We start from the raw sequence: 17,248 nt of genomic DNA, 5'->3' as shown, positions 1-17,248 counted from the left end.
TCAATGCGAAGCACTCACCCGGCGCCAGCACTGCCTTCGTCGTCCGTCACTTCGCAAGACCGGCCTCAGCGGTCCGCCACATCCCGGCGTAAAGTCCGCCGCTCCGCAGCAGATCGCCATGTCGTCCTGATTCCACAACCCTCCCGCCACCAACCACATAAATTTGATCGGCCCGTCGAACAGTCGACAGGCGATGGGCAATCACCAGCATCGTCAGGCGTTGGCGCAACCGCTCCAGTCCTTGCTGGAGCGCCTCCTCTGATTCCACGTCAAGCGCGCTGGTCGCCTCATCCAAAATCAGAAGGCGGGGCTCCCGAACGAGGACGCGGGCAAGGGCCAACCGTTGCCTCTGGCCCCCGGAGAGCGACAGCCCCCGCTCCCCGATCCGCGTCTCGTACCCTTGTGGCAGCTCCCGAATGAACCCGTCGGCCCCCACCAGCGCAACAACCTCCTGTAACAAAAGCTCCGGGCAATCCGGGCGAAGAAGACACAGGTTTTCACGGATCGTCCCGCTGAAAAGAAAGGCGTCCTGCGACACGACTCCCAGCTGGCGTCGCCAATGGGACAGTGCGCCGCGGCGGAGATCCACCCCGTCCACCAGTACCTCCCCCTTGTCCGGTTCGTAGAACCCGCAGAGCAGGTCGACGAGCGTGGACTTGCCAGCGCCCGAAGGACCGACCACCGCGACGAACGACCCCCATGGGATTTCGATGTCCAGTCCCGCCAGCGCCTGGTCCCGACCGGGGTAGGAGAAGTGCACGCCCTGGCATTGAATCCGCTCTTGAAACGTGACCGGCCGTCTGGCCGGCATGCACGCCTCGCCGCCGGTCGTGTTCTCGGCCGACGCCAGTTCCTGCGAGATCCGCATGATGGCCGGCCAGGCCTGCTGAATCACGACCCAGGTGCCGGCGGACGTGGAAAAGCTGGGAAGCAGCCGCAGCGCCGCGACCACCGCCAGGCCGACCGCAGACAGCACCGAGGCTTCGCCAAGCCTCGGCCAGAGTACGGCCAGCAGCCCCGCCAGACCGCAGAGGAACACGATTTCGACGAGCAGCCGGGGCGAGGATGCGAGCACGCTCGCCCGCAACTGAATGCCACGCATCTCGTCAATGTGGAGTTTCGCCCGGTCCTTCGCTTGGGCTTCAAGGTCGAACAAGCGGAGCTGCTTGATCGCGCTGAGCATTTCCGCCACGTAGGCGTATCCCTCGCTGAACACCTGAGAACGTTGCACCGCAATACGCCGTGAATACCGGGAAATCATCCATACGGTCGCGATGGAAGCGCCCGCCATGACGGTGAGCCCCACGGTGATCAACGGGGACAGGGACATGAGCACGACATAGATCGTGACCGCCGATAGCACGTTCTGGGCAAGCAGTCCCACCGCGCTGAGGCCAAAGCCGACATTCGTCGGCTCATCGAGGATGAGCTGGAGCATTGCGCCCTGGCGTTGATCCAGACGCCTGACAGGCATGTGGAACAGCGCGTGGATCAGCCGTGTGCGCCAGTCATCGGTGACATGGAGCGCCAGTGAGCAGGACCCGTACGTGATCCAAAGCGCAAGAAGGCTCCTGCCGATGTAGGTGACTCCCAGCAGGAGTAAAAACGCCCCGGGATTGTCCCGCGCATAGTCATAGACCGGGGCCAACACAGAGGTCTGCTTGGAGGTGCCCCGCGCACCCAACTGATGCAGCAACGCTGCCAGCAGGATCAACCCGAGGGCCTCCGCGCCGGCCGCCGCCACGATCACGGTCCCAAGACTCAACAAGCGCCCCCGATATGGACGGAAGAGCCACAGAAGCCGTCCCCTCTCGTCAGATATCTTCACAGCGCGCAGACTTTTTCAACAGGCTTTGCCCCACCAAAGGAACGAAAGTCTCGGGGGCGCCACCGGCGCCCACGTGCTCGACAAGATCGGCCACCCGCCGGCTGGCACACGCATCGGCCGCCACCAGGAATTCGTTAAGATAGGCCTGTCGTTGCTCCAGGAGCGATTGCTTCTCCCGTTCGTCCGTGGTCAGGGCAACAAGGGCCTGGCGCAACTCGACGCTGTCGTTGACCACCCGCCAGGCCCCCTTGAAGCTCCAGGCCGGATGTCTCATCGTAAAACTGCCGCAGGGCAGCTCGGGGTGGGCAATGGCGATGGCCGGACGACCCAGTACGATCGCGTCGGTTAGCGACATGCTCTGCTCATGCATCACAGCCACGTCACATGCGGCCAGGAGGTCCGGCGTCCGGTATTCCCCCTCCCCCACGACCCGAAACGCGCTCCTCGGAAGGCCAGCTCCGAGCACCGCTTCGCAGGTCTCCCGGTCCTCCCAGGACGGATGCAGCTTGCAAACCAAGAAAGCATTGTGCGGCAATGCCTCCGCCAGCATTTTGAGTGCCCGTTCCTGCATGGCATAGGACACGAGCTCAAGCCCCCACAGCGCTAACGTGAGCACGAGATAGGGCCTGTCCGGCGGCAGCGAAAATGCGGCGAGAGATTCTCTTCTCCCGGAAGAGGCAACGGAGCGTTTGAGCATGGCATCGTACGGGGGGTGGCCCGTCGCCACCATGCCCGTTCTGTGGTTGCCCTCGAGGTCTACCGCATTCGCCTGCGCGCAGGCGCGTCCGAACATGGTCGACGCGGTCGCCTGCAAGAACCAGCAGGACCGAGCCGGTTCGCGAAACGTATGGTTGATGAAGACCGACGGGATCCCGAGCCGCTCCGCGCTGGCTTGAAGCGCAAGGCTCATCGTTTCCGGTCCAAACGAGATCACGACAGCGGGACGCGTCGCTTCCAGCACACGGAGGTGCCGACGTACCTGGATATGGGCGGTGACCCAACTTGCGTCCAGCGCCATGGTGAGCCAGGGGCGGGACACCGGGGATTCCTGGAGCCATTCCTCCCCCAGCACCCAGGCTGGCCTGTCGATGGCTTCCTGCTCACATGCCCGGCTTCCACCAGCCGCGGCATCGAAGGGGACGGCTCCTTTCGTCGGACAGACCAGCGGGTTGTAATAGAACACCTGGACACGCCAGCCGCGTGATTCAAGCTCGATCTGAACAGGTTGGAAGAGATCCCAATAGCGTTGGTTCAGAATGAACACCGCCGCCAGCATCGAGGCCCTTCCTGTCCGCCCGCTGACCTCGCGCCGGCTTCGCCGGCCGGCCTGCCACTCCTCCCACAGGAGAGCGGCCCCTCGCAGCCGGTAGCTTCCGGTGACCGTTTCCTCCAATTGGTGCCGCAGAGGCCAGGATCGGGCGGCGCGGTGAAACCGGAGAGAACGGAGCCTGGGTCTCAACTGTCTGAAGGAATCCCGGAGGTAGGTGTCGGTCGCCAGCACGTCCAGGGTAACGTCTTCCGCCTGACAACCGTTCTGCGATAACGTCTGCTGAAGAAACGCCCTCCCGAAAACCGCAAGCCGAAGCCGGGCCTCGATCCCATAGGACAGGAGCGCTCTCTGTTTGGCGGAAAGTGGACGTCCGGCGACGGTCTGAGCCATCACCAGCGAATTGGCCCAGCGACCCAACCGGGCCTCGACCGATTCGAACAGTGGCCCGCTTTCCTTCTGCCATCGGCTGTCCTGTAACGCGGCCAGTGCGACCGTCCCTTGCCGCACGCGCAGGGTCCAACAGTGGTCCGCGGAGCGAATGAGACCGGAATAGCGGCCGAGCGCCTCAGCGGTCAGTTCTTCCGCCAAGAACACTCTCACAGGGTCTTCCTGCCCAGGAGCTTGTTCAGGATTTCCTGATCAGGTAAGGGCCAAGGGCGAGGAGATCGAGGCCGCAGGTGAAGAAAGTCCGAATTGCATGTTCCGGAGTGCACACGATCGGCTCCCCGTTCAGGTTGAACGAGGTGTTCAGCAGGACCGGCACTCCGGTCAACGCGCCGAACGTCTCGATCAATTCATAGAACTTGGGATTCACATCCCGCTCGACGGTCTGAACCCGGGCCGTGCCGTCCACGTGCGTCACGGCTCCCAGGCGACCCTTCCACTCTTCCCTGACCCATGCCACCCGCTCCATGAAGCGGACGCGCCGGCCTGGCCGCAGACGGAACAGCTCTTCGGCGCGCTCGGCCAGGACCGCGGGCGCGAAGGGACGGAACGATTCCCGATATTTGACCGCAGAGTTCACCCGGTCCTTGGTCGCCTCCTCCCGAGGGTCGGCCAGGATGGAGCGGTTGCCCAAAGCCCGATGCCCGAACTCCATGGCGTCCTGGAACCAACCGACCAGTTGGCCCTGCGCCAGCGCCTGGGCCACGTCGCGGACAATATCCGGCGGCCGCTCGGCCTTGAGCTTGAACCGGTGCAGCGTCTCCCTGATTGCGTCGTCGGAGAACGAGGGGCCCCAATAATTGTGCGTGACTTCGACCGCTTTGCGATGAGGGCGGTTCCCGAACCGATAGTGGGCCAACAGAGCGGCGCCGACGGAGACGCCCGAGTCGTCGGGACAGGAGGAAATGTAGCTGTCCCGATAAATATCCCATTCATCCAGCAGCCCGTTGAAGACGCAGTTCATCGCGGCGCCCCCCGAGAGCACGATATTGCCGCTGCCGTTCCCCCGGCACTTGGTCACGCCCAGGAGATGCTTGGCCGCCTCCACGAAAATCCGCTGCATGGCACCGGCGATTTCATAATGGCGCTCGGTGATGGCCTCCCCGGCCCTCCGGGGGGAACCGAGAAGGTCGACCAGTTTCTGACTGAAGAAATGCGGCCGCCGGTCGAACGTGTAGAAGTCGAAGTACCTCAAATCCAGCTCGAACCCCCCCTCCGTCAAGCACACCAGGGGCCGGATCTTGGCATCGAACTGACCGGGCTTCTCGGCATAGGAGGACAACGCCATGGCTTTCCATTCATCGACGTCGGGCTGGAATCCCAGGTAATCGGTGAAAGTCCCGTAAAAGAGGCCAAGCGAATGGGGATAGCGTATACCGCCGCGCGCTTCGATAGCGGCCCCCTCTCCGACGCCCATCAGACAGGTATCCGCCTCGCCGTGCCCGTCGATGGTCAGGATGTCCGCGCGCTCGTAGGGCGAGAGAAAGAACCCGTTGGCGGCATGACATTCGTGATGGTTGAGGTACAGGATCCTGGTCTTCCCGAAGCTCAGTTCCATCTGGGAAGCCACCGGATCCGCGATGGCGCGCATGAGCTGCGTCGGCACGTGTGAGAGCATTTCCCCACGCCAGGTCATTTCGGAGACCCATCGTTTCGTCGCCCAGTTCACGTTGTGCATGGGGTTCCAGGGCACAGCAATGGCGTCCAGATCGGCCCAGCCAAGGCCCTGCGATTCGAGGCACCAGCGTGCGGACAGAATCGGGAACTTGGTGCTCATTTTTTCGCGGTTGAACCGTTCTTCGGCCGCCGCGGCCATCACCTGCCCGTCGATCACAAGGGCGCTCGAAGACAGGTGCGTGTAGGGATAAACCGAGAGGACCTTCATGGGTGTATCGCTCCTGCGGTTAGACGTTGGGACCGTGCGGCCGCCCGCTGCCGAGAACGGTCGGACGGCGGGAGGCACATGTACATGCGGCCGCGGGCATCGGGCGGGTCACTGCGAAACCGGATTCAGCCGGCGTTCAACCAACTCCCGCAACCCCTCGTGCAGTTGCACTTCGGCCTGCCAGCCGAAGCGCCGGCGCATTTTGTCGGGGTCGAGAATCAAGACCGACAGGCGGCCCTGGGCCGCCTCGGAAACAGGGCGGCGGTCGGATTCGCCGGCGATCGCTGCCAGCAGGGACGCCAGCTCCTGGATGCTCGTCCTCTTTCCGGTCCCGAGGTTGAAGATGCCCGTGGCCCCCTCCATGGCAAGATCGGCCAGGCCCCGAGCGACATCCGTGACGTGGATAAAGTCCCGCACCGGCGTCAGATTGCGCACGCGCAGCATTCCCGACCCGGGAATCTGACTCAACAGGTCCGAGAGCACGTTCGTTTCCGCCATGCCAGCCCCGTACACATTTGCGATCCTGGCCACGCAATGGCCGTGCGCCAGCAGGACTGCCTCGACCGCCGCTTTGCTCCGGGCATAGACACCGGCGGGAGTCGCGGGTTCGTCCTCCTGCCTCGCGAACGCGCACTGGTCCCCGTACACCAGCGCGCTCGAGGCAAAGATCACCCTCGAAAACCCCCGCGACAGGAGCGCCCGAGTCAGGTCCATCGCGGCCGCATGATCCGCCTCGCTGCCCCCAGTGACCCCGCTGGCACTGTTCCTGCCGGCCAGATGGAGACAGATCGAACCGGCAGGCGCCTTTAGCTGATCGTACCCGCCGACTTGTTGATAGGCGATGCCGGGCAGGCGCACCGGCTTCGAGCGGCCGACGGCCTGGACGGTCGCACCCCGCCGGAGCAACTCTGCGCAAACCGCCCGACCGATAAACCCGGCTGCGCCGGTCACGACGATTTCCGGCATCGCCCCCTACCCGGCTTTGGGGCACTCTGTCCCCAACGGTCACACTGCATAGACATTGGGACGGTAGCAGTCACGGTGTACCTGCATCCATTCGATCGTCCGTGTCAGACCGACTTCGAGCGTGTGCCGGGGAGCCCAGCCTAACAGCTCGCGCGCGCGCTGATTGGCGGCGCAGAGCCGCTCAACCTCGCTGTTGCGCGGGCGGGCGCGCTCCGTTTCAAATTCAACGTCGAGCCCCACCTGCATGAGATCGGCTATTTTGCGAGCCAAGTCTCCGATCGATATCTCCTTGCCGCTGCCGAGATTGATCACCCGGCCGATCGCCGCGGACGGCCCGGCCGCCAGGCAGAACCCCTCCACGGTGTCCACCACGAAGTTCAGGTCGCGCGTGGGGGTCAGGCTGCCCAGTTTGACCGCACCGCCGGCCAGGCACTGGGCGATGATCGTCGGGATCACCGCGCGGGCCGATTGGCGGGGCCCGTAAGTGTTGAACGGCCGCACGACCACGACGGGCAGGTCGAACGAGCGCGCGAAAGACAGCGCCAATTGATCCGCGCCGATCTTGGAGGCCGAATACGGCGATTGCCCTTGCAGCGGATGCTCTTCGTCGATCGGCACATAGCGGGCGGTTCCGTAGACTTCGCTTGTGGACGTGTGGATGACCCGCTCCAGGCCCAGCTCGCGGGCCGCCTGCAGGACATTGAGGGTGCCTTCAATGTTGGTGCGGACGTAGGCGGCCGGCGCCGCATAGGAATAGGGAATCCCGATCAAAGCCGCCAGGTGAAACACGATGTCCACCCCGCGCATCGCCTGGACGACGCCATCCCGGTCGCCGATGTCCCCCGCGAACACCTTGATCTCGCTCTTGATGGGGGAACCGTCCAGCCATCCGTGGCTCCCCGCAGAATTGTAGCGGACAAACGCGCGGCACTGCGCTCCCCGTTCGACGAGCCCTTCCGCCAAATGGCTGCCGATGAACCCGCCGGCTCCCGTGACGAGCACTTTCTTGCCCGACCAGTTCACGACGCGATCTTGCCTTCCTTGGCATCGGCCAGCGCCTTCTCGTAATCCGCGTGATGGCCGATATCGAGCCAATATTCATGGATCGGAAAACTCACCACCCGGTGCCCTTCCGCGATGAGCCCCTTGATCAGATCGGGCATGTCAAACGGCTGCCCCGTCGGAATGTACCGACGCATGGATTGATCGAGCAGGTAGATTCCGGCGTTGATGAAATGCTTCAACACCGGCTTTTCTGAAATTCCCGTGATGTCGATGCCCTCCGTTTCCATGACTCCGTAGGGCACGCTGAGCTCATACAGCCGGACTCCGACCGTCATATCCGCCCGGTTGTCCCTGTGGAAGTCCACCATGGCCCGAAAATCCACCTGGGTGATGATATCGCCGTTCATGATCAACAGCGGTCCTTCGGACTTGTCCACGAAGTTCAACGCCCCGGCCGTGCCCAGCGGCTGATCCTCCTGGATGTAATTGATTTCCACGCCGAAGTTGCGTCCATCGCCGAAGTGATTGGCAATCACCTCGCTCTTGTAATGCGTCGTGACGTTCACGCGCCGGACCCCGGCCTCGCGGAGCTGCTGCAGGATCAGCTCCAGCAGCGGCTTGTCGCTGACCGGCAGCATGGGCTTGGGCATCTTCTCGGTGAGCGGACGCATGCGGTTGCCGAACCCCCCCGCCATCACCACGGCCTGAAGCGGCCAGGTCTCATCGGGGAGCAGGTCCCGCAGGAAGACCAGTTTCGTGACCCGGCGGCTTTCATCCACGAGGGGGATCTGCCGCACAGCCCGCTCCTGCATCAGACGCAGCAACTCCTCGGGCTCCGTGCCGATCAAGGCGGTCACGGGTTCGGGATAGGCGGAATGCGCCCGTCGGCTTCGCAAGACGCTGATGGATTCGTCCAGCGACAACCCCGCAAGAATGGCCCGGCGCACGTCGCCGTCCGTGATGACGTCCAGGAGCCTCCCCTCCGGACCCACGACCAGCGCGGTGCCGCCGCTGTTTCGTTCGATGCAGGCAATAACTTGCCGGATGGTGCTGGCCGGTGAAACGCAGTACTCGGTGATGTCGGAGACCATGGTCACAGCTCCTTGGTGATGAGCCTCGGTCATGCGGGTTCACCATGGACCGGGTGCCGCAGCCGCCACTGTCCTCCCTCCTTGGCCCAGAGATGAGGGGACCGGAATTGGTCGCAGAGTTCCAGAAATCGCTCGGGTTTCATCCCGATATATTCCATCACTTCCTGGAAATAGCGCTCCGGAAACTCACCGTCAAACCGCCGCACCAAGGCCACCCCTTCTTCCCTGGTCAAATGCTTGTTCCTGATCTCCTGGGAAGCGTCGTACGTGGCCCGTCCGAGTCCGAACTTGATAAACGTCGTGTAGTAATGGAATCCGTCGATCTTGTCATCGAGGCTGTTGTATTTGCTGTACGTGCCTTCCGTCCGGACCGGATTCGCCTCGAAACCGGTATGCTCCACCGCATAGTAGTAGCACTCCTGGGGCGTCCACTTGAGATAATAGCCGAGATACCGCACCTCGATCTGCGACTGTTCCAGCTCCTTATAGTCAGCCGGAAGATACGGCATGATCTCGTTAAGCGATAGCCCGTACCGATCCTGAAGCTCGCGTATCGAGACCCCTCCCAGCTGCACCTCCGAGAGGTCCTGCATGACAAAATAGGATTTGTCGCGGAGTGAACTGGAAGTCTCCGCGATGGGATTTCCGTATTCCGCTTCATGTTCGCCGAAAAAAATGAGGGGCACCTTGTATTTGGCGGCGATCTTGGGAGCCAGATTCTTCTGTCCGAGGATGAAAGTTTGAAAGGGGTGTAACAGGTTCTCGATTGCGAGCCGCGTCAGCAGCCGCTGGGCGCGACCATTGGGCTTGAAGGTCACATTGTCGAACCCGCCAATCTCGATCCAGCTTCGGAAGTTCTTCAAGCCGACGTCCGTATAGAGAATGGGCGGCCAGGTGATGGTCAACGGATGCATTCCATACTTGTACTTAAGAACATGGGCGGCATAGGCGCTGTCCTTGCCTCCGCTGCCAGGCACCACGCAGTCATAGTAGCCGTCTTTGCGGCGATGCTTGTCCAGCAGCTCCAGGAGCTCGCTTTCGCGCTGCTCCCAGTCGATCGCGTCCTTCTTCTCGGCCACCTTGCACGCATCGCACACACCGTCCTCATTGAACTGCAACGTCGCATGCCGGCGGTCCTTGCCATGCTTGAACTCGATGGACGAGGACGGGCGTTGGTTCGACATCACGCACCGCTTGCAAAAAACGACCGTTTCAGGCAGCCCATATTTGGCTTCCAGGTTACTAGACACCCTGTGCCTCCCTCGTGAATCGCGTGATTAGTGTGGATAGATTTCGATAGATGCGAATGCCCTGAAAACTACTACGCTCCGGATGGAACTGGCAAGCAAAGATGTTCCCGGATCGGAGCGTCGAGCAGAATTCCGCCCCGCCGTAGCGCGTCGTCGAGAGCACGACGCCCGGATCGAAGGGCCGGCAGTAGAAGGAATGCACAAAATACATATATTCCCCTTCCGTCAGTCCTTCGAGCGGCGTGCCGGTCCATCGCGACGCGGACCGCGCCGGGTCCGGCGAGCCGATCCGGTTCCACCCCACCTGCGGGACCTTGACCGGCTCGCCGCCCGCGTCCACGTCCGGCAGCTGGACGACCTCCCCATCGATCAGCCCGAGCCCCCTATGCCGGCCGAATTCACGGCTTTCGGTCATCAGCAGTTGCATGCCCAGGCAGACGCCGAACAGGATCTTGCCCGAAGCGGCGACATCCTTCAGACAACTCACGAGGTCCAGCGTCGACAGCGTGGCCATCGCATCCCCGAAGGCGCCGACCCCGGGCAGCACAACGGCGTCGGCCGCGAGGATCTCGGCCGGGCGGCTCGTGATGTCCGCAACCAGGCCGGCCCGCTCACAGGCGTGCTTGACGCTGAACAGGTTGCCGCGGCCGTAGTCCACGATGGCCACGGTATTCGGTCGAGGCTCAGACATGGAGGACGGCATCGGGGGCCGGACGGCATGGAATCCCATGGCCAGCCAGGTGCGCCTTGATCTCCGGCAGGCTCGCCCCGCGCACCTTCGAGAAGGACCGGCCGCTTTTCAGGTATTCGATGTTGCCTTCCGCCGAAAAGTCGCCGATGAGCGCCCGGTCCACCAGATTGTAGTGGAGCATCGAGGCCAGGCAGACGGCGTCCGCGCGGCTCTGCAGGACAACCTCGCACACATGATCGAGGGCTCCAGCACCACCGCAAGCGATGACTGGGACGGAGACCGCCCGCGCAATCTTGCTCGTGAGCTCCAGATCAAATCCTTTCCCTGTACCCTCGCGGTCGATGGAGGTGACCACAAGCTCTCCCGCGCCGAGTTCGGCGGCCCGAATAGCCCACTCGCAAGCATTTACACCGGTGGCCTCGCGCCCATTGTCGGTAAACGCCTCATAGGTTCCGTCCGGTTTCCGGATAGCTTCGATTGACACGACAATGGTCGAGGACCCGAAGCAGCGCGAGGCTTGACGGATGAGCTCCGGACGGCTGATGACCGCCGTATTGAGCGACACCTTGTCCGCCCCCGCGCGCAAGACGTCCCGGATATCGTCCAGGGTCCGGATCCCTCCTCCGACGGTGAGGGGGATGAAGATTTCTTTGGAGGTTCTGCTGACGATGTCCAGCAGGCTGTTTCGCTGATAGAGACTGGCCACAAGATCCATGTAGAGCAGCTCGTCGGCGCCTTGTTCGTAGTACAGGCGGGCGAAGCGCTCCGGCTTCCCAAGGACGCGAAGCCCTTCCAGGTGGATCCCCTTGACCAGGTTGGGCCCCTTGATATCCAGCCTGGCGATGATGCGGACGTTTTCCATTGCGTGACCCGGCCTCAGGGAGACCCGACTGAGGCTTCGAACTTCTTGACCACAAGGCGCTCGTCCACTGCGACCGCCTTCAGTCTCTCCGTGATCATGCTCGCAGCCCGGCCATCCCCGTAGGGATTGGGAACGCCTTTCAGGGACTCCCGAAAAGCCGGCTTCAGGGCCCTGGCGATTCCCTCCGCGACGGCCGCCCTGGCATACCCGACATCGATGACGTTCCGCCCGCGCACCCGCCCGGCCTGGCGGGTGCCGATGTTCACGACGGGCAGGCCAAAGGAAGGAGCTTCTATGATCCCGCTCGAGGAATTCCCGACCATCGCCGCCGCGCAGGCCATAAGACTGAAGTAGACCTGCGTGCCGAGGGTGTCCACACAGCGCACGGCTGGCCGGGCTCCCGCAAAATCCCTGAGCTTTTGCCCGATGATCCGGCCGGACGTGTCGGCATTGGGCATGGTCAGAAGGATCGGCCGCTCCACGTCATCGAGCGCGGCCAGCAGCTCATTGATCTGCCACTCCGACCGCTCGAATTCCAACGTGACCGGATGATACGTGACGAGCAGAGGCGCAACCTCCAATGACAAGCCCAGTCGCTTCTCCAGTTCCGTCCGGTCCAGGAGCTTGACGGTCCGGAGGTTATCAAGGCTGGGCGCGCCGCAGACAGTGATGCGCCAAGGCTCCTCTCCCATCTGCTGGATGCGCCGGGCATATTCCTCGGCAGAGACGAAGTGCAAATGGCTCATCTTGGTGATCGAATGCCGAAAGGCGTCGTCAATGGCGCCTTCGGTGATCTCGCCCCCATGGATGTGGGCCACCGGGATCTTGAACGGCACGGCCGCCACCACCGCCGCATGCATCTCGAACCGGTCGCCCAGGACGATCAGCAGATCGGGACGGCAGCGGGCATAGGCTTGCGCGAATCCCAGAGTGCCGAGCCCCATGGATTTGGCGATGCCCTCCGGTGTGTCGGAAGACAGGAGCATTTCCACGCGTTCATCCACGCAAAACCCCTCCACCTGGATCGTGTCGATCGTATGCCCGAACTCGCGGGACAGATGCATGCCGGTCACATAAAGCCGGAGGGTGAAGAAGGGATCGTCCACCAAGGCGCGCAACAGCGGACGGTAGATCCCGTAGTCGGAACGCCCGCCCGTGACGACGCCGACGAGCATCAGGCCAGCATCTCCAGGGAAAGCATGGCGTCGGCGGGGATGTCCCGCTTCGCGACCCGCCCGACCAAGGTGGCCCGCAGGACAGGGGGCAATCCGGTCCCCGGGCGCTTGATCGCGATCATGTCCTCCGTCAGGCTTATGCCCGCACGGATAGACCGGGCCGCCACGAGGCTTTTACGGGCCACGGTAGCCGTGCCCGATTCGCTGGCGGCCGGCACTTTCCGCCCGTGCCCGAGCGCCGCTTCCACCTTGTGCACCCCCGCCACCAAGGCCGCCAGCTCCGCCGGCTCGGCGGAGGCCTGCTGGTCGGGGCCCGGCAGGGCTCGGTCCAATGTGAAATGTTTCTCTATGACACAGGCGCCCAGCGCCACGGCCGCCAGCGGAACCTCAATCCCCAAGGTATGGTCCGAGTAGCCGACCGGGAGATGGAAGGCCTGGATCATGGTCGGAATGGCCCGCAGATTAACGTCCGCCGGATCGGCCGGATAGTTGCTGACGCAATGCAGAAGAATCACCTCGCAATTCCCCGCTGATTCGACGGCTCGAAGCGCGGTTTCCACTTCGCCCAAGGTCGCCATGCCGGTCGAAAGGATCATCGGCCGCCCTTTCTTGGCGACGTGCGCCAGGAAAGGGAGGTTCGTGATCTCGCCGGAGGGGATCTTGAAGGCGGAGACGGCGACATTTTCCAGCACGTCCGCGCTTTCCTCGTCAAACGGCGTCGACAGAAATAGAATCCCCTTCTGGCGACAATAGTCCCTGAGCTCATATTGCGCCTCGGGATGTAGCTCAAGCCGCCGCAGCATGTCCAGTTGGGACTCCCCGCCACCCGTGGCCCGGACCTGGTATTCGGCCTTCGGCGCGGCCTCCGTGACAAGCCGTTCAGCCTTGTACGCCTGGAACTTGACCGCGTCGGCTCCGGCCTGAACCGCCGTGTCAATGAGCCGCCGGGCCAGGCGAAGGTCGCCATTGTGATTGACGCCTGCCTCCGCAATCACGAAGCATGGATGTCCCGTCCCGATCGGCCGACCGGCCACCATTACCGGCCTTACCATGCGGTCCACCCTCCATCCACGATAAGGTTCTGGCCCGTGACGTAGGCCGAGAGATCGCTTGCCAGGTACACGGCCGCTCCCTTCAGATCTTCTTCAGTCGCCATCCGGCTTAGCGGGGTGCGGGCCACGTAGCGTTGATGAAAATTCTCGGGTTGGCCGCGACGGACCCCGCCCGGGGTGATGGCATTGACCCGTATCCGGGGAGCCAGGACGGTCGCCAGGTACCGGGTCAATTGCAGCAGGCCGCCCTTGGAGGCGGCATAGCCGGCCGGTTGCCGCCCCATGGAGGTGTCTTCATAGAGGCGCATGTCCGGACCGACCATCCCGTAGGTCGAAGAGAAGAAAATCACCGATCCTTTGCCGGACGCCTGGAGAGCCTCCCGGGCCTCCTGGACCATGATGAAAGCGGACGTCAGATTCACCTGCAGGGCGGCCTCCCAGGCCGACACGCTCTGCTGCTCGAACGGCACCGCCCAACCCGGCACCTGGGTAGTGCCCACATAGGCGGCGGCATGGACGAGCACATCCACCCCTCCGAGGTTTCGGATCACATCCCGAACCGCCTGTCGGGTGGCCTGCTCGTCCCGGAGGTCGCAGGCGACGGGAACCGCGGCGTCCCGCCGAAGGCCGGCCAGTTCGTCGGCCCGCCGCTCACAGGCTGTCTTGTCGAGGTCCAAGACCGCCACCCTTGCATTCAACTCGATCAATCCCTCGCAGACGGCCAAGCCGATATGGCCGGCGCCGCCGGTCACAAGCGCCCGGCGCCCGGACAGATCCATCATCTGTTTCAGTGAACGCATGATCCCGGATGCAGGTTGCCGAGCCAGGGCAGAGGAAATCGCCCGCTCGTCACGAACAGTTCGGCCCGCTCGAATTCCTCGAGAGTATCGATCGAGATTGCGGCAAAGTCTGCCACCTCGTACATCAGGTGCCGACCGTGGTTACGCCAGCCGGCCTCCGAACGTCGCACGAATTCAGCCCGCCAGATGTACAGCGTGCCGTTGATCCGGCAGACCGTCGGCGCGTCTTGGCGACGGGCATAGTTGCCGCCGTTGGGAATCAGGTCGGTCATCCATCCCTCCCGCTCCACCACCGAGTGCCACACCGGATTGAAATCCGGTTTCGACACCCCGACGATCCCGTCAGCCGACGGGTTGGCCTCCAAACGCCGATACGCCTCGGCGATCTGCTCGGGCAACCGGCAGGGAGTCGTCGGATCAAGAAGCACCAGGTAGTCATAGCGGAGCCCTTCCCGTGACTCGACAGTCGCGAGCGCATGCCTGATGACGTCCCAGAGCGGAGTGTCGTCCCTGGCCAGCTCGGCAGGGCGGAGGAACGGAACCTCTCCGCCGTGACGCTGGGCGACAGCGGCAATCTCCTCCGCGTCCGTGGAGATGATCGCGCGCGCGATTTCGGGACAGGCCTTTGCCAACAGCACGGAATGGGCGATGAGCGGCAGCCCCGCAAAGGGTCTGATGTTCTTGCCCGGAAGCCCCTTCGATCCGCCCCTGGCAGGAATGACGGCCAGCATGCCGGCAGAGGCGTTCACGGATAGACGACCCTTTCCTCTCGCTGTCCCGCGGAGGCCAGCCGAGCCGCATCACAGACGGCCAGCGCCCGGACTCCCTCCCAACCCGTGGCCAGCGGGGATGACGCTGCTTCCGGGACCTCGCCCAAAAAGGCGCGTGCCTGGTCCAACAGAATCTCATCCTTTGTCTGCCGGCAGACGGCCTCCTTGAGAGGCTCCCTCTCCGAACGAAGCGTCACGGCGTTTGCGACGCCGTCCCACTCGAGAGTTCCGCCGCTTCCGAATGCGGTCATGACCCTCCGCGTCGGTTTGGACAGGTAATCGAGACGGATGGAGACCTGAACGCCATCGCGGCCTTCCCACCACAGGTCCGCGGCTTCGTCCGCTGCGATGCCGAGCCGTCCCAAATTCACCACCCTGGCCTGGACAGCGTCCGGCCAGCCGAACAGCCATCCCGCGTAATCAATCTCATGAATCAGGTCCCGGAGCACGCCCCCCTCCTTGGCCCGCGCGGAATAGGAGTCCCGATAGGGTCTTGCGGGCCGCCAGTCAGGCAAATAGGACTGACACTCGATCCGGACCGCGTGCAGCAGGCCGATCTCGGGCAGCCACTGGCGGAACTTGGTCATGGACTGAGGAAACCTCATCAGGCACGCCACATACAACTGCCGTCCCCTGTTCAGCGTCTCCACATAGAGCCGGTTCGCTGTCGGAGCGTCCGTGGACAGCGGTTTTTCGACCAACAGGTCGAGGCCCCACCGCACCGCCTCCATCCCGTCCGCCACATGTCTCCTCGTGTCGGTGGCGACGATGCAGCGGCTTGCTCCACGCTTCACCGCCTCCTCAAGAGAGGCTACGGCCGTATATCCCGCCATGGTTAATTCCCTCACCTTCTCCGGATGCGCAGGGACCGCCACCGGCTGTACGCCAGGGATCTGCTTGAGGACTGAGAGATGCCTCGTGCCGATGCTGCCGGTCCCGAGAACCGCCACCAATTTCATAAGCTACTTGAAGGTTTCCGGAAGGCCGGTCGAGGCTGAACCACGTGGCGCGCGAATGGGCAGGAGGAAACATCAGCCGGTCCAGCAACCAGCGATCGATCGCTAAGAGGAAACTTCCTCCGCCGCTGCTTCGGGTGACATGCCGGTCACGCATTTCTGACAGGCATCGTTTTTATAGAACTCGCCGCGTTGGTGGAGGGCCCGGATCTCCCGATACGGCGGCGCATGCCAGACGTCATGGACGGACGTTTCGAACACGTTTCCCATCTTGAGATAATAGTTCATGAAAGAGCAGCAGGGCAACGCGTCGCCTTTCGGCCGGATGAACATGGCATACCAGGGCTGCTCGCACCGGAAGCTCGGCGGAATCTCGTCGGGAGCGCTGGAATAGTAATTGAAGTTCCGGGTGTTCACGAGTTCCTGATAGGTTTGCATGTAGACATAGTCGGCCCGCGGCACCCAGTAGTCTATGAACGGTTGGATCTCGTGCTCATTGGCCTTCTGCCGGACCATGCTGACGCGGAAGACCGGCAGTTCCGCGCTTTTTTTTCGCCGAACCTCCAGGAACATTTCAACGTTCTCGAGAACCTTGTCATAGTTTCCGCCAACGCGGATCTTGGAGAACGTATCCGCGCTGAAGGCGTCGAGGCTGATCATGAAGCGGGTGCAGCCGGCGTCGATGATCTGATGGCACAATTCCTCGGTCAGCAGTTCTCCGTTCGAATGCAAATGGATGTCGATGAAGCCGTGATCGCGGGCATACTGCATCCGCTCGATCAGGTGGTCGTCGAGCAGCGGCTCGTTGACCCCGTTCAGCAGCATGGAGGGAGTCCGGTACCGCTCGGCTTCGTCCACGATTTTGCGATAGCTCTCCATGGACATGAGTCCCTGCCCGCCGAATTGCTTCTTGAACTGGGAAATTCCCAGGTAACACTGCGGGCAGCGGTAGTTGCACGCGTAGATCGCTTCGACGATGAGGTGAATCGGGAAGTCCAGCTCCACGTCCAGATGGGCGGCCCGGTCAAACGCCTGCCGGTATTCCTTGAACCGCCGGGCTTTCTCCGGGTCCTCCTTGAAGAGGATGTCGTGGATCCGCTTGTTGATGTCGGTCTTGATCGACGGATTGGTGAGTGTCATCCCCCAATCTCTCGTTGTTCCTGCCCGGCTCTCTTTGGTCGTGTCCTGTTGCATGGCTCCCCT

15 protein-coding genes are annotated in these 17,248 nt (G+C 63.0%); all 15 read right to left on the bottom strand.

Going from position 1 to position 17,248, the window contains the following annotated elements; genetic code table 11:
- Nucleotides 1-46: 46 nt before the first annotated feature.
- The 15 genes from EPO61_00990 to EPO61_00920 all read right to left on the bottom strand — a co-directional run bounded on the left by EPO61_00990 (nucleotide 47) and on the right by EPO61_00920 (nucleotide 17,239).
- Nucleotides 47-1,765 carry an ABC transporter ATP-binding protein gene (locus EPO61_00990; protein ID TAJ10884.1) on the bottom strand — a complete coding sequence of 573 codons (1,719 nt, stop codon included), beginning with the start codon at nucleotides 1,763-1,765 and terminating at the stop codon, nucleotides 47-49.
- Nucleotides 1,766-1,814: 49 nt separating this feature from the next.
- Nucleotides 1,815-3,698 carry a hypothetical protein gene (locus EPO61_00985; protein ID TAJ10883.1) on the bottom strand — a complete coding sequence of 628 codons (1,884 nt, stop codon included), beginning with the start codon at nucleotides 3,696-3,698 and terminating at the stop codon, nucleotides 1,815-1,817.
- Nucleotides 3,699-3,723: 25 nt separating this feature from the next.
- On the bottom strand, nucleotides 3,724-5,427 hold the full coding sequence (locus EPO61_00980; protein TAJ10882.1) for a carbamoyltransferase: 1,704 nt from the start codon (nucleotides 5,425-5,427) through the stop codon (nucleotides 3,724-3,726).
- A 108-nt stretch (nucleotides 5,428-5,535) separates the two neighbouring features.
- Nucleotides 5,536-6,393 carry an NAD(P)-dependent oxidoreductase gene (locus EPO61_00975; protein TAJ10881.1) on the bottom strand — a complete coding sequence of 286 codons (858 nt, stop codon included), beginning with the start codon at nucleotides 6,391-6,393 and terminating at the stop codon, nucleotides 5,536-5,538.
- Between the two features lie 39 nt (nucleotides 6,394-6,432).
- Nucleotides 6,433-7,416: an SDR family NAD(P)-dependent oxidoreductase gene (locus EPO61_00970; protein ID TAJ10880.1), complete on the bottom strand. Its 984-nt coding sequence runs from the start codon at nucleotides 7,414-7,416 to the stop codon at nucleotides 6,433-6,435.
- Nucleotides 7,413-8,522: a CBS domain-containing protein gene (locus EPO61_00965; GenBank protein ID TAJ10879.1), complete on the bottom strand. Its 1,110-nt coding sequence runs from the start codon at nucleotides 8,520-8,522 to the stop codon at nucleotides 7,413-7,415. The genes EPO61_00970 and EPO61_00965 overlap by 4 nt, the downstream gene beginning before the upstream one ends.
- Nucleotides 8,519-9,673, bottom strand: coding sequence for an N-acetyl sugar amidotransferase (locus EPO61_00960; protein ID TAJ10987.1), 1,155 nt, complete (start codon nucleotides 9,671-9,673; stop codon nucleotides 8,519-8,521). The genes EPO61_00965 and EPO61_00960 overlap by 4 nt, the downstream gene beginning before the upstream one ends.
- A gap of 58 nt (nucleotides 9,674-9,731) precedes the next feature.
- Complete coding sequence (gene hisH, locus EPO61_00955) at nucleotides 9,732-10,469, bottom strand: imidazole glycerol phosphate synthase subunit HisH (GenBank protein ID TAJ10878.1); 738 nt, start codon at nucleotides 10,467-10,469, stop codon at nucleotides 9,732-9,734.
- Nucleotides 10,423-11,292 carry an imidazole glycerol phosphate synthase subunit HisF gene (gene hisF / locus EPO61_00950; protein TAJ10877.1) on the bottom strand — a complete coding sequence of 290 codons (870 nt, stop codon included), beginning with the start codon at nucleotides 11,290-11,292 and terminating at the stop codon, nucleotides 10,423-10,425. The genes hisH and hisF overlap by 47 nt, the downstream gene beginning before the upstream one ends.
- Nucleotides 11,293-11,306: 14 nt before the next feature.
- Complete coding sequence (neuC, locus tag EPO61_00945) at nucleotides 11,307-12,467, bottom strand: UDP-N-acetylglucosamine 2-epimerase (hydrolyzing) (GenBank protein TAJ10876.1); 1,161 nt, start codon at nucleotides 12,465-12,467, stop codon at nucleotides 11,307-11,309.
- The gene (neuB, locus tag EPO61_00940; protein TAJ10986.1) at nucleotides 12,467-13,504 is read right to left on the bottom strand and encodes an N-acetylneuraminate synthase; all 1,038 of its coding nucleotides are present in this window, start codon (nucleotides 13,502-13,504) and stop codon (nucleotides 12,467-12,469) included. Before neuB ends, neuC begins: the two co-directional genes overlap by 1 nt.
- An 8-nt stretch (nucleotides 13,505-13,512) precedes the next feature.
- A complete protein-coding gene (locus EPO61_00935) occupies nucleotides 13,513-14,319 on the bottom strand; it encodes an SDR family oxidoreductase (protein ID TAJ10875.1) in 807 nt (268 codons plus the stop codon).
- Nucleotides 14,307-15,068 carry an acylneuraminate cytidylyltransferase family protein gene (locus EPO61_00930; GenBank protein ID TAJ10874.1) on the bottom strand — a complete coding sequence of 254 codons (762 nt, stop codon included), beginning with the start codon at nucleotides 15,066-15,068 and terminating at the stop codon, nucleotides 14,307-14,309. The genes EPO61_00935 and EPO61_00930 overlap by 13 nt, the downstream gene beginning before the upstream one ends.
- The gene (locus EPO61_00925) at nucleotides 15,065-16,048 is read right to left on the bottom strand and encodes a Gfo/Idh/MocA family oxidoreductase (protein TAJ10873.1); all 984 of its coding nucleotides are present in this window, start codon (nucleotides 16,046-16,048) and stop codon (nucleotides 15,065-15,067) included. Before EPO61_00925 ends, EPO61_00930 begins: the two co-directional genes overlap by 4 nt.
- A gap of 102 nt (nucleotides 16,049-16,150) precedes the next feature.
- Nucleotides 16,151-17,239, bottom strand: coding sequence for a radical SAM protein (locus EPO61_00920; GenBank protein TAJ10872.1), 1,089 nt, complete (start codon nucleotides 17,237-17,239; stop codon nucleotides 16,151-16,153).
- Nucleotides 17,240-17,248 lie beyond the last annotated feature (9 nt).

The organism is Nitrospirota bacterium, from assembly GCA_004296885.1.
Taxonomy (GTDB): Bacteria; Nitrospirota; Nitrospiria; order Nitrospirales; family Nitrospiraceae; genus SYGV01.
This window is presented reverse-complemented; position numbering and strand designations above follow the sequence as displayed.

What these genes read in the sequence shown, in the direction of transcription:
- neuB (TAJ10986.1), bottom strand. Translation starts at nt 13,504, where the DNA reads ATGGTGGCCGGTCGGCCGATCGGGACGGGACATCCATGCTTCGTGATT.
- neuC (TAJ10876.1), bottom strand. Translation starts at nt 12,467, where the DNA reads ATGCTCGTCGGCGTCGTCACGGGCGGGCGTTCCGACTACGGGATCTAC.
- EPO61_00965 (TAJ10879.1), bottom strand. Translation starts at nt 8,522, where the DNA reads ATGACCGAGGCTCATCACCAAGGAGCTGTGACCATGGTCTCCGACATC.
- EPO61_00960 (TAJ10987.1), bottom strand. Translation starts at nt 9,673, where the DNA reads ATGTCGAACCAACGCCCGTCCTCGTCCATCGAGTTCAAGCATGGCAAG.
- hisF (TAJ10877.1), bottom strand. Translation starts at nt 11,292, where the DNA reads ATGGAAAACGTCCGCATCATCGCCAGGCTGGATATCAAGGGGCCCAAC.
- hisH (TAJ10878.1), bottom strand. Translation starts at nt 10,469, where the DNA reads ATGGGATTCCATGCCGTCCGGCCCCCGATGCCGTCCTCCATGTCTGAG.
- EPO61_00980 (TAJ10882.1), bottom strand. Translation starts at nt 5,427, where the DNA reads ATGAAGGTCCTCTCGGTTTATCCCTACACGCACCTGTCTTCGAGCGCC.
- EPO61_00920 (TAJ10872.1), bottom strand. Translation starts at nt 17,239, where the DNA reads ATGCAACAGGACACGACCAAAGAGAGCCGGGCAGGAACAACGAGAGAT.
- EPO61_00975 (TAJ10881.1), bottom strand. Translation starts at nt 6,393, where the DNA reads ATGCCGGAAATCGTCGTGACCGGCGCAGCCGGGTTTATCGGTCGGGCG.
- EPO61_00935 (TAJ10875.1), bottom strand. Translation starts at nt 14,319, where the DNA reads ATGCGTTCACTGAAACAGATGATGGATCTGTCCGGGCGCCGGGCGCTT.
- EPO61_00925 (TAJ10873.1), bottom strand. Translation starts at nt 16,048, where the DNA reads ATGAAATTGGTGGCGGTTCTCGGGACCGGCAGCATCGGCACGAGGCAT.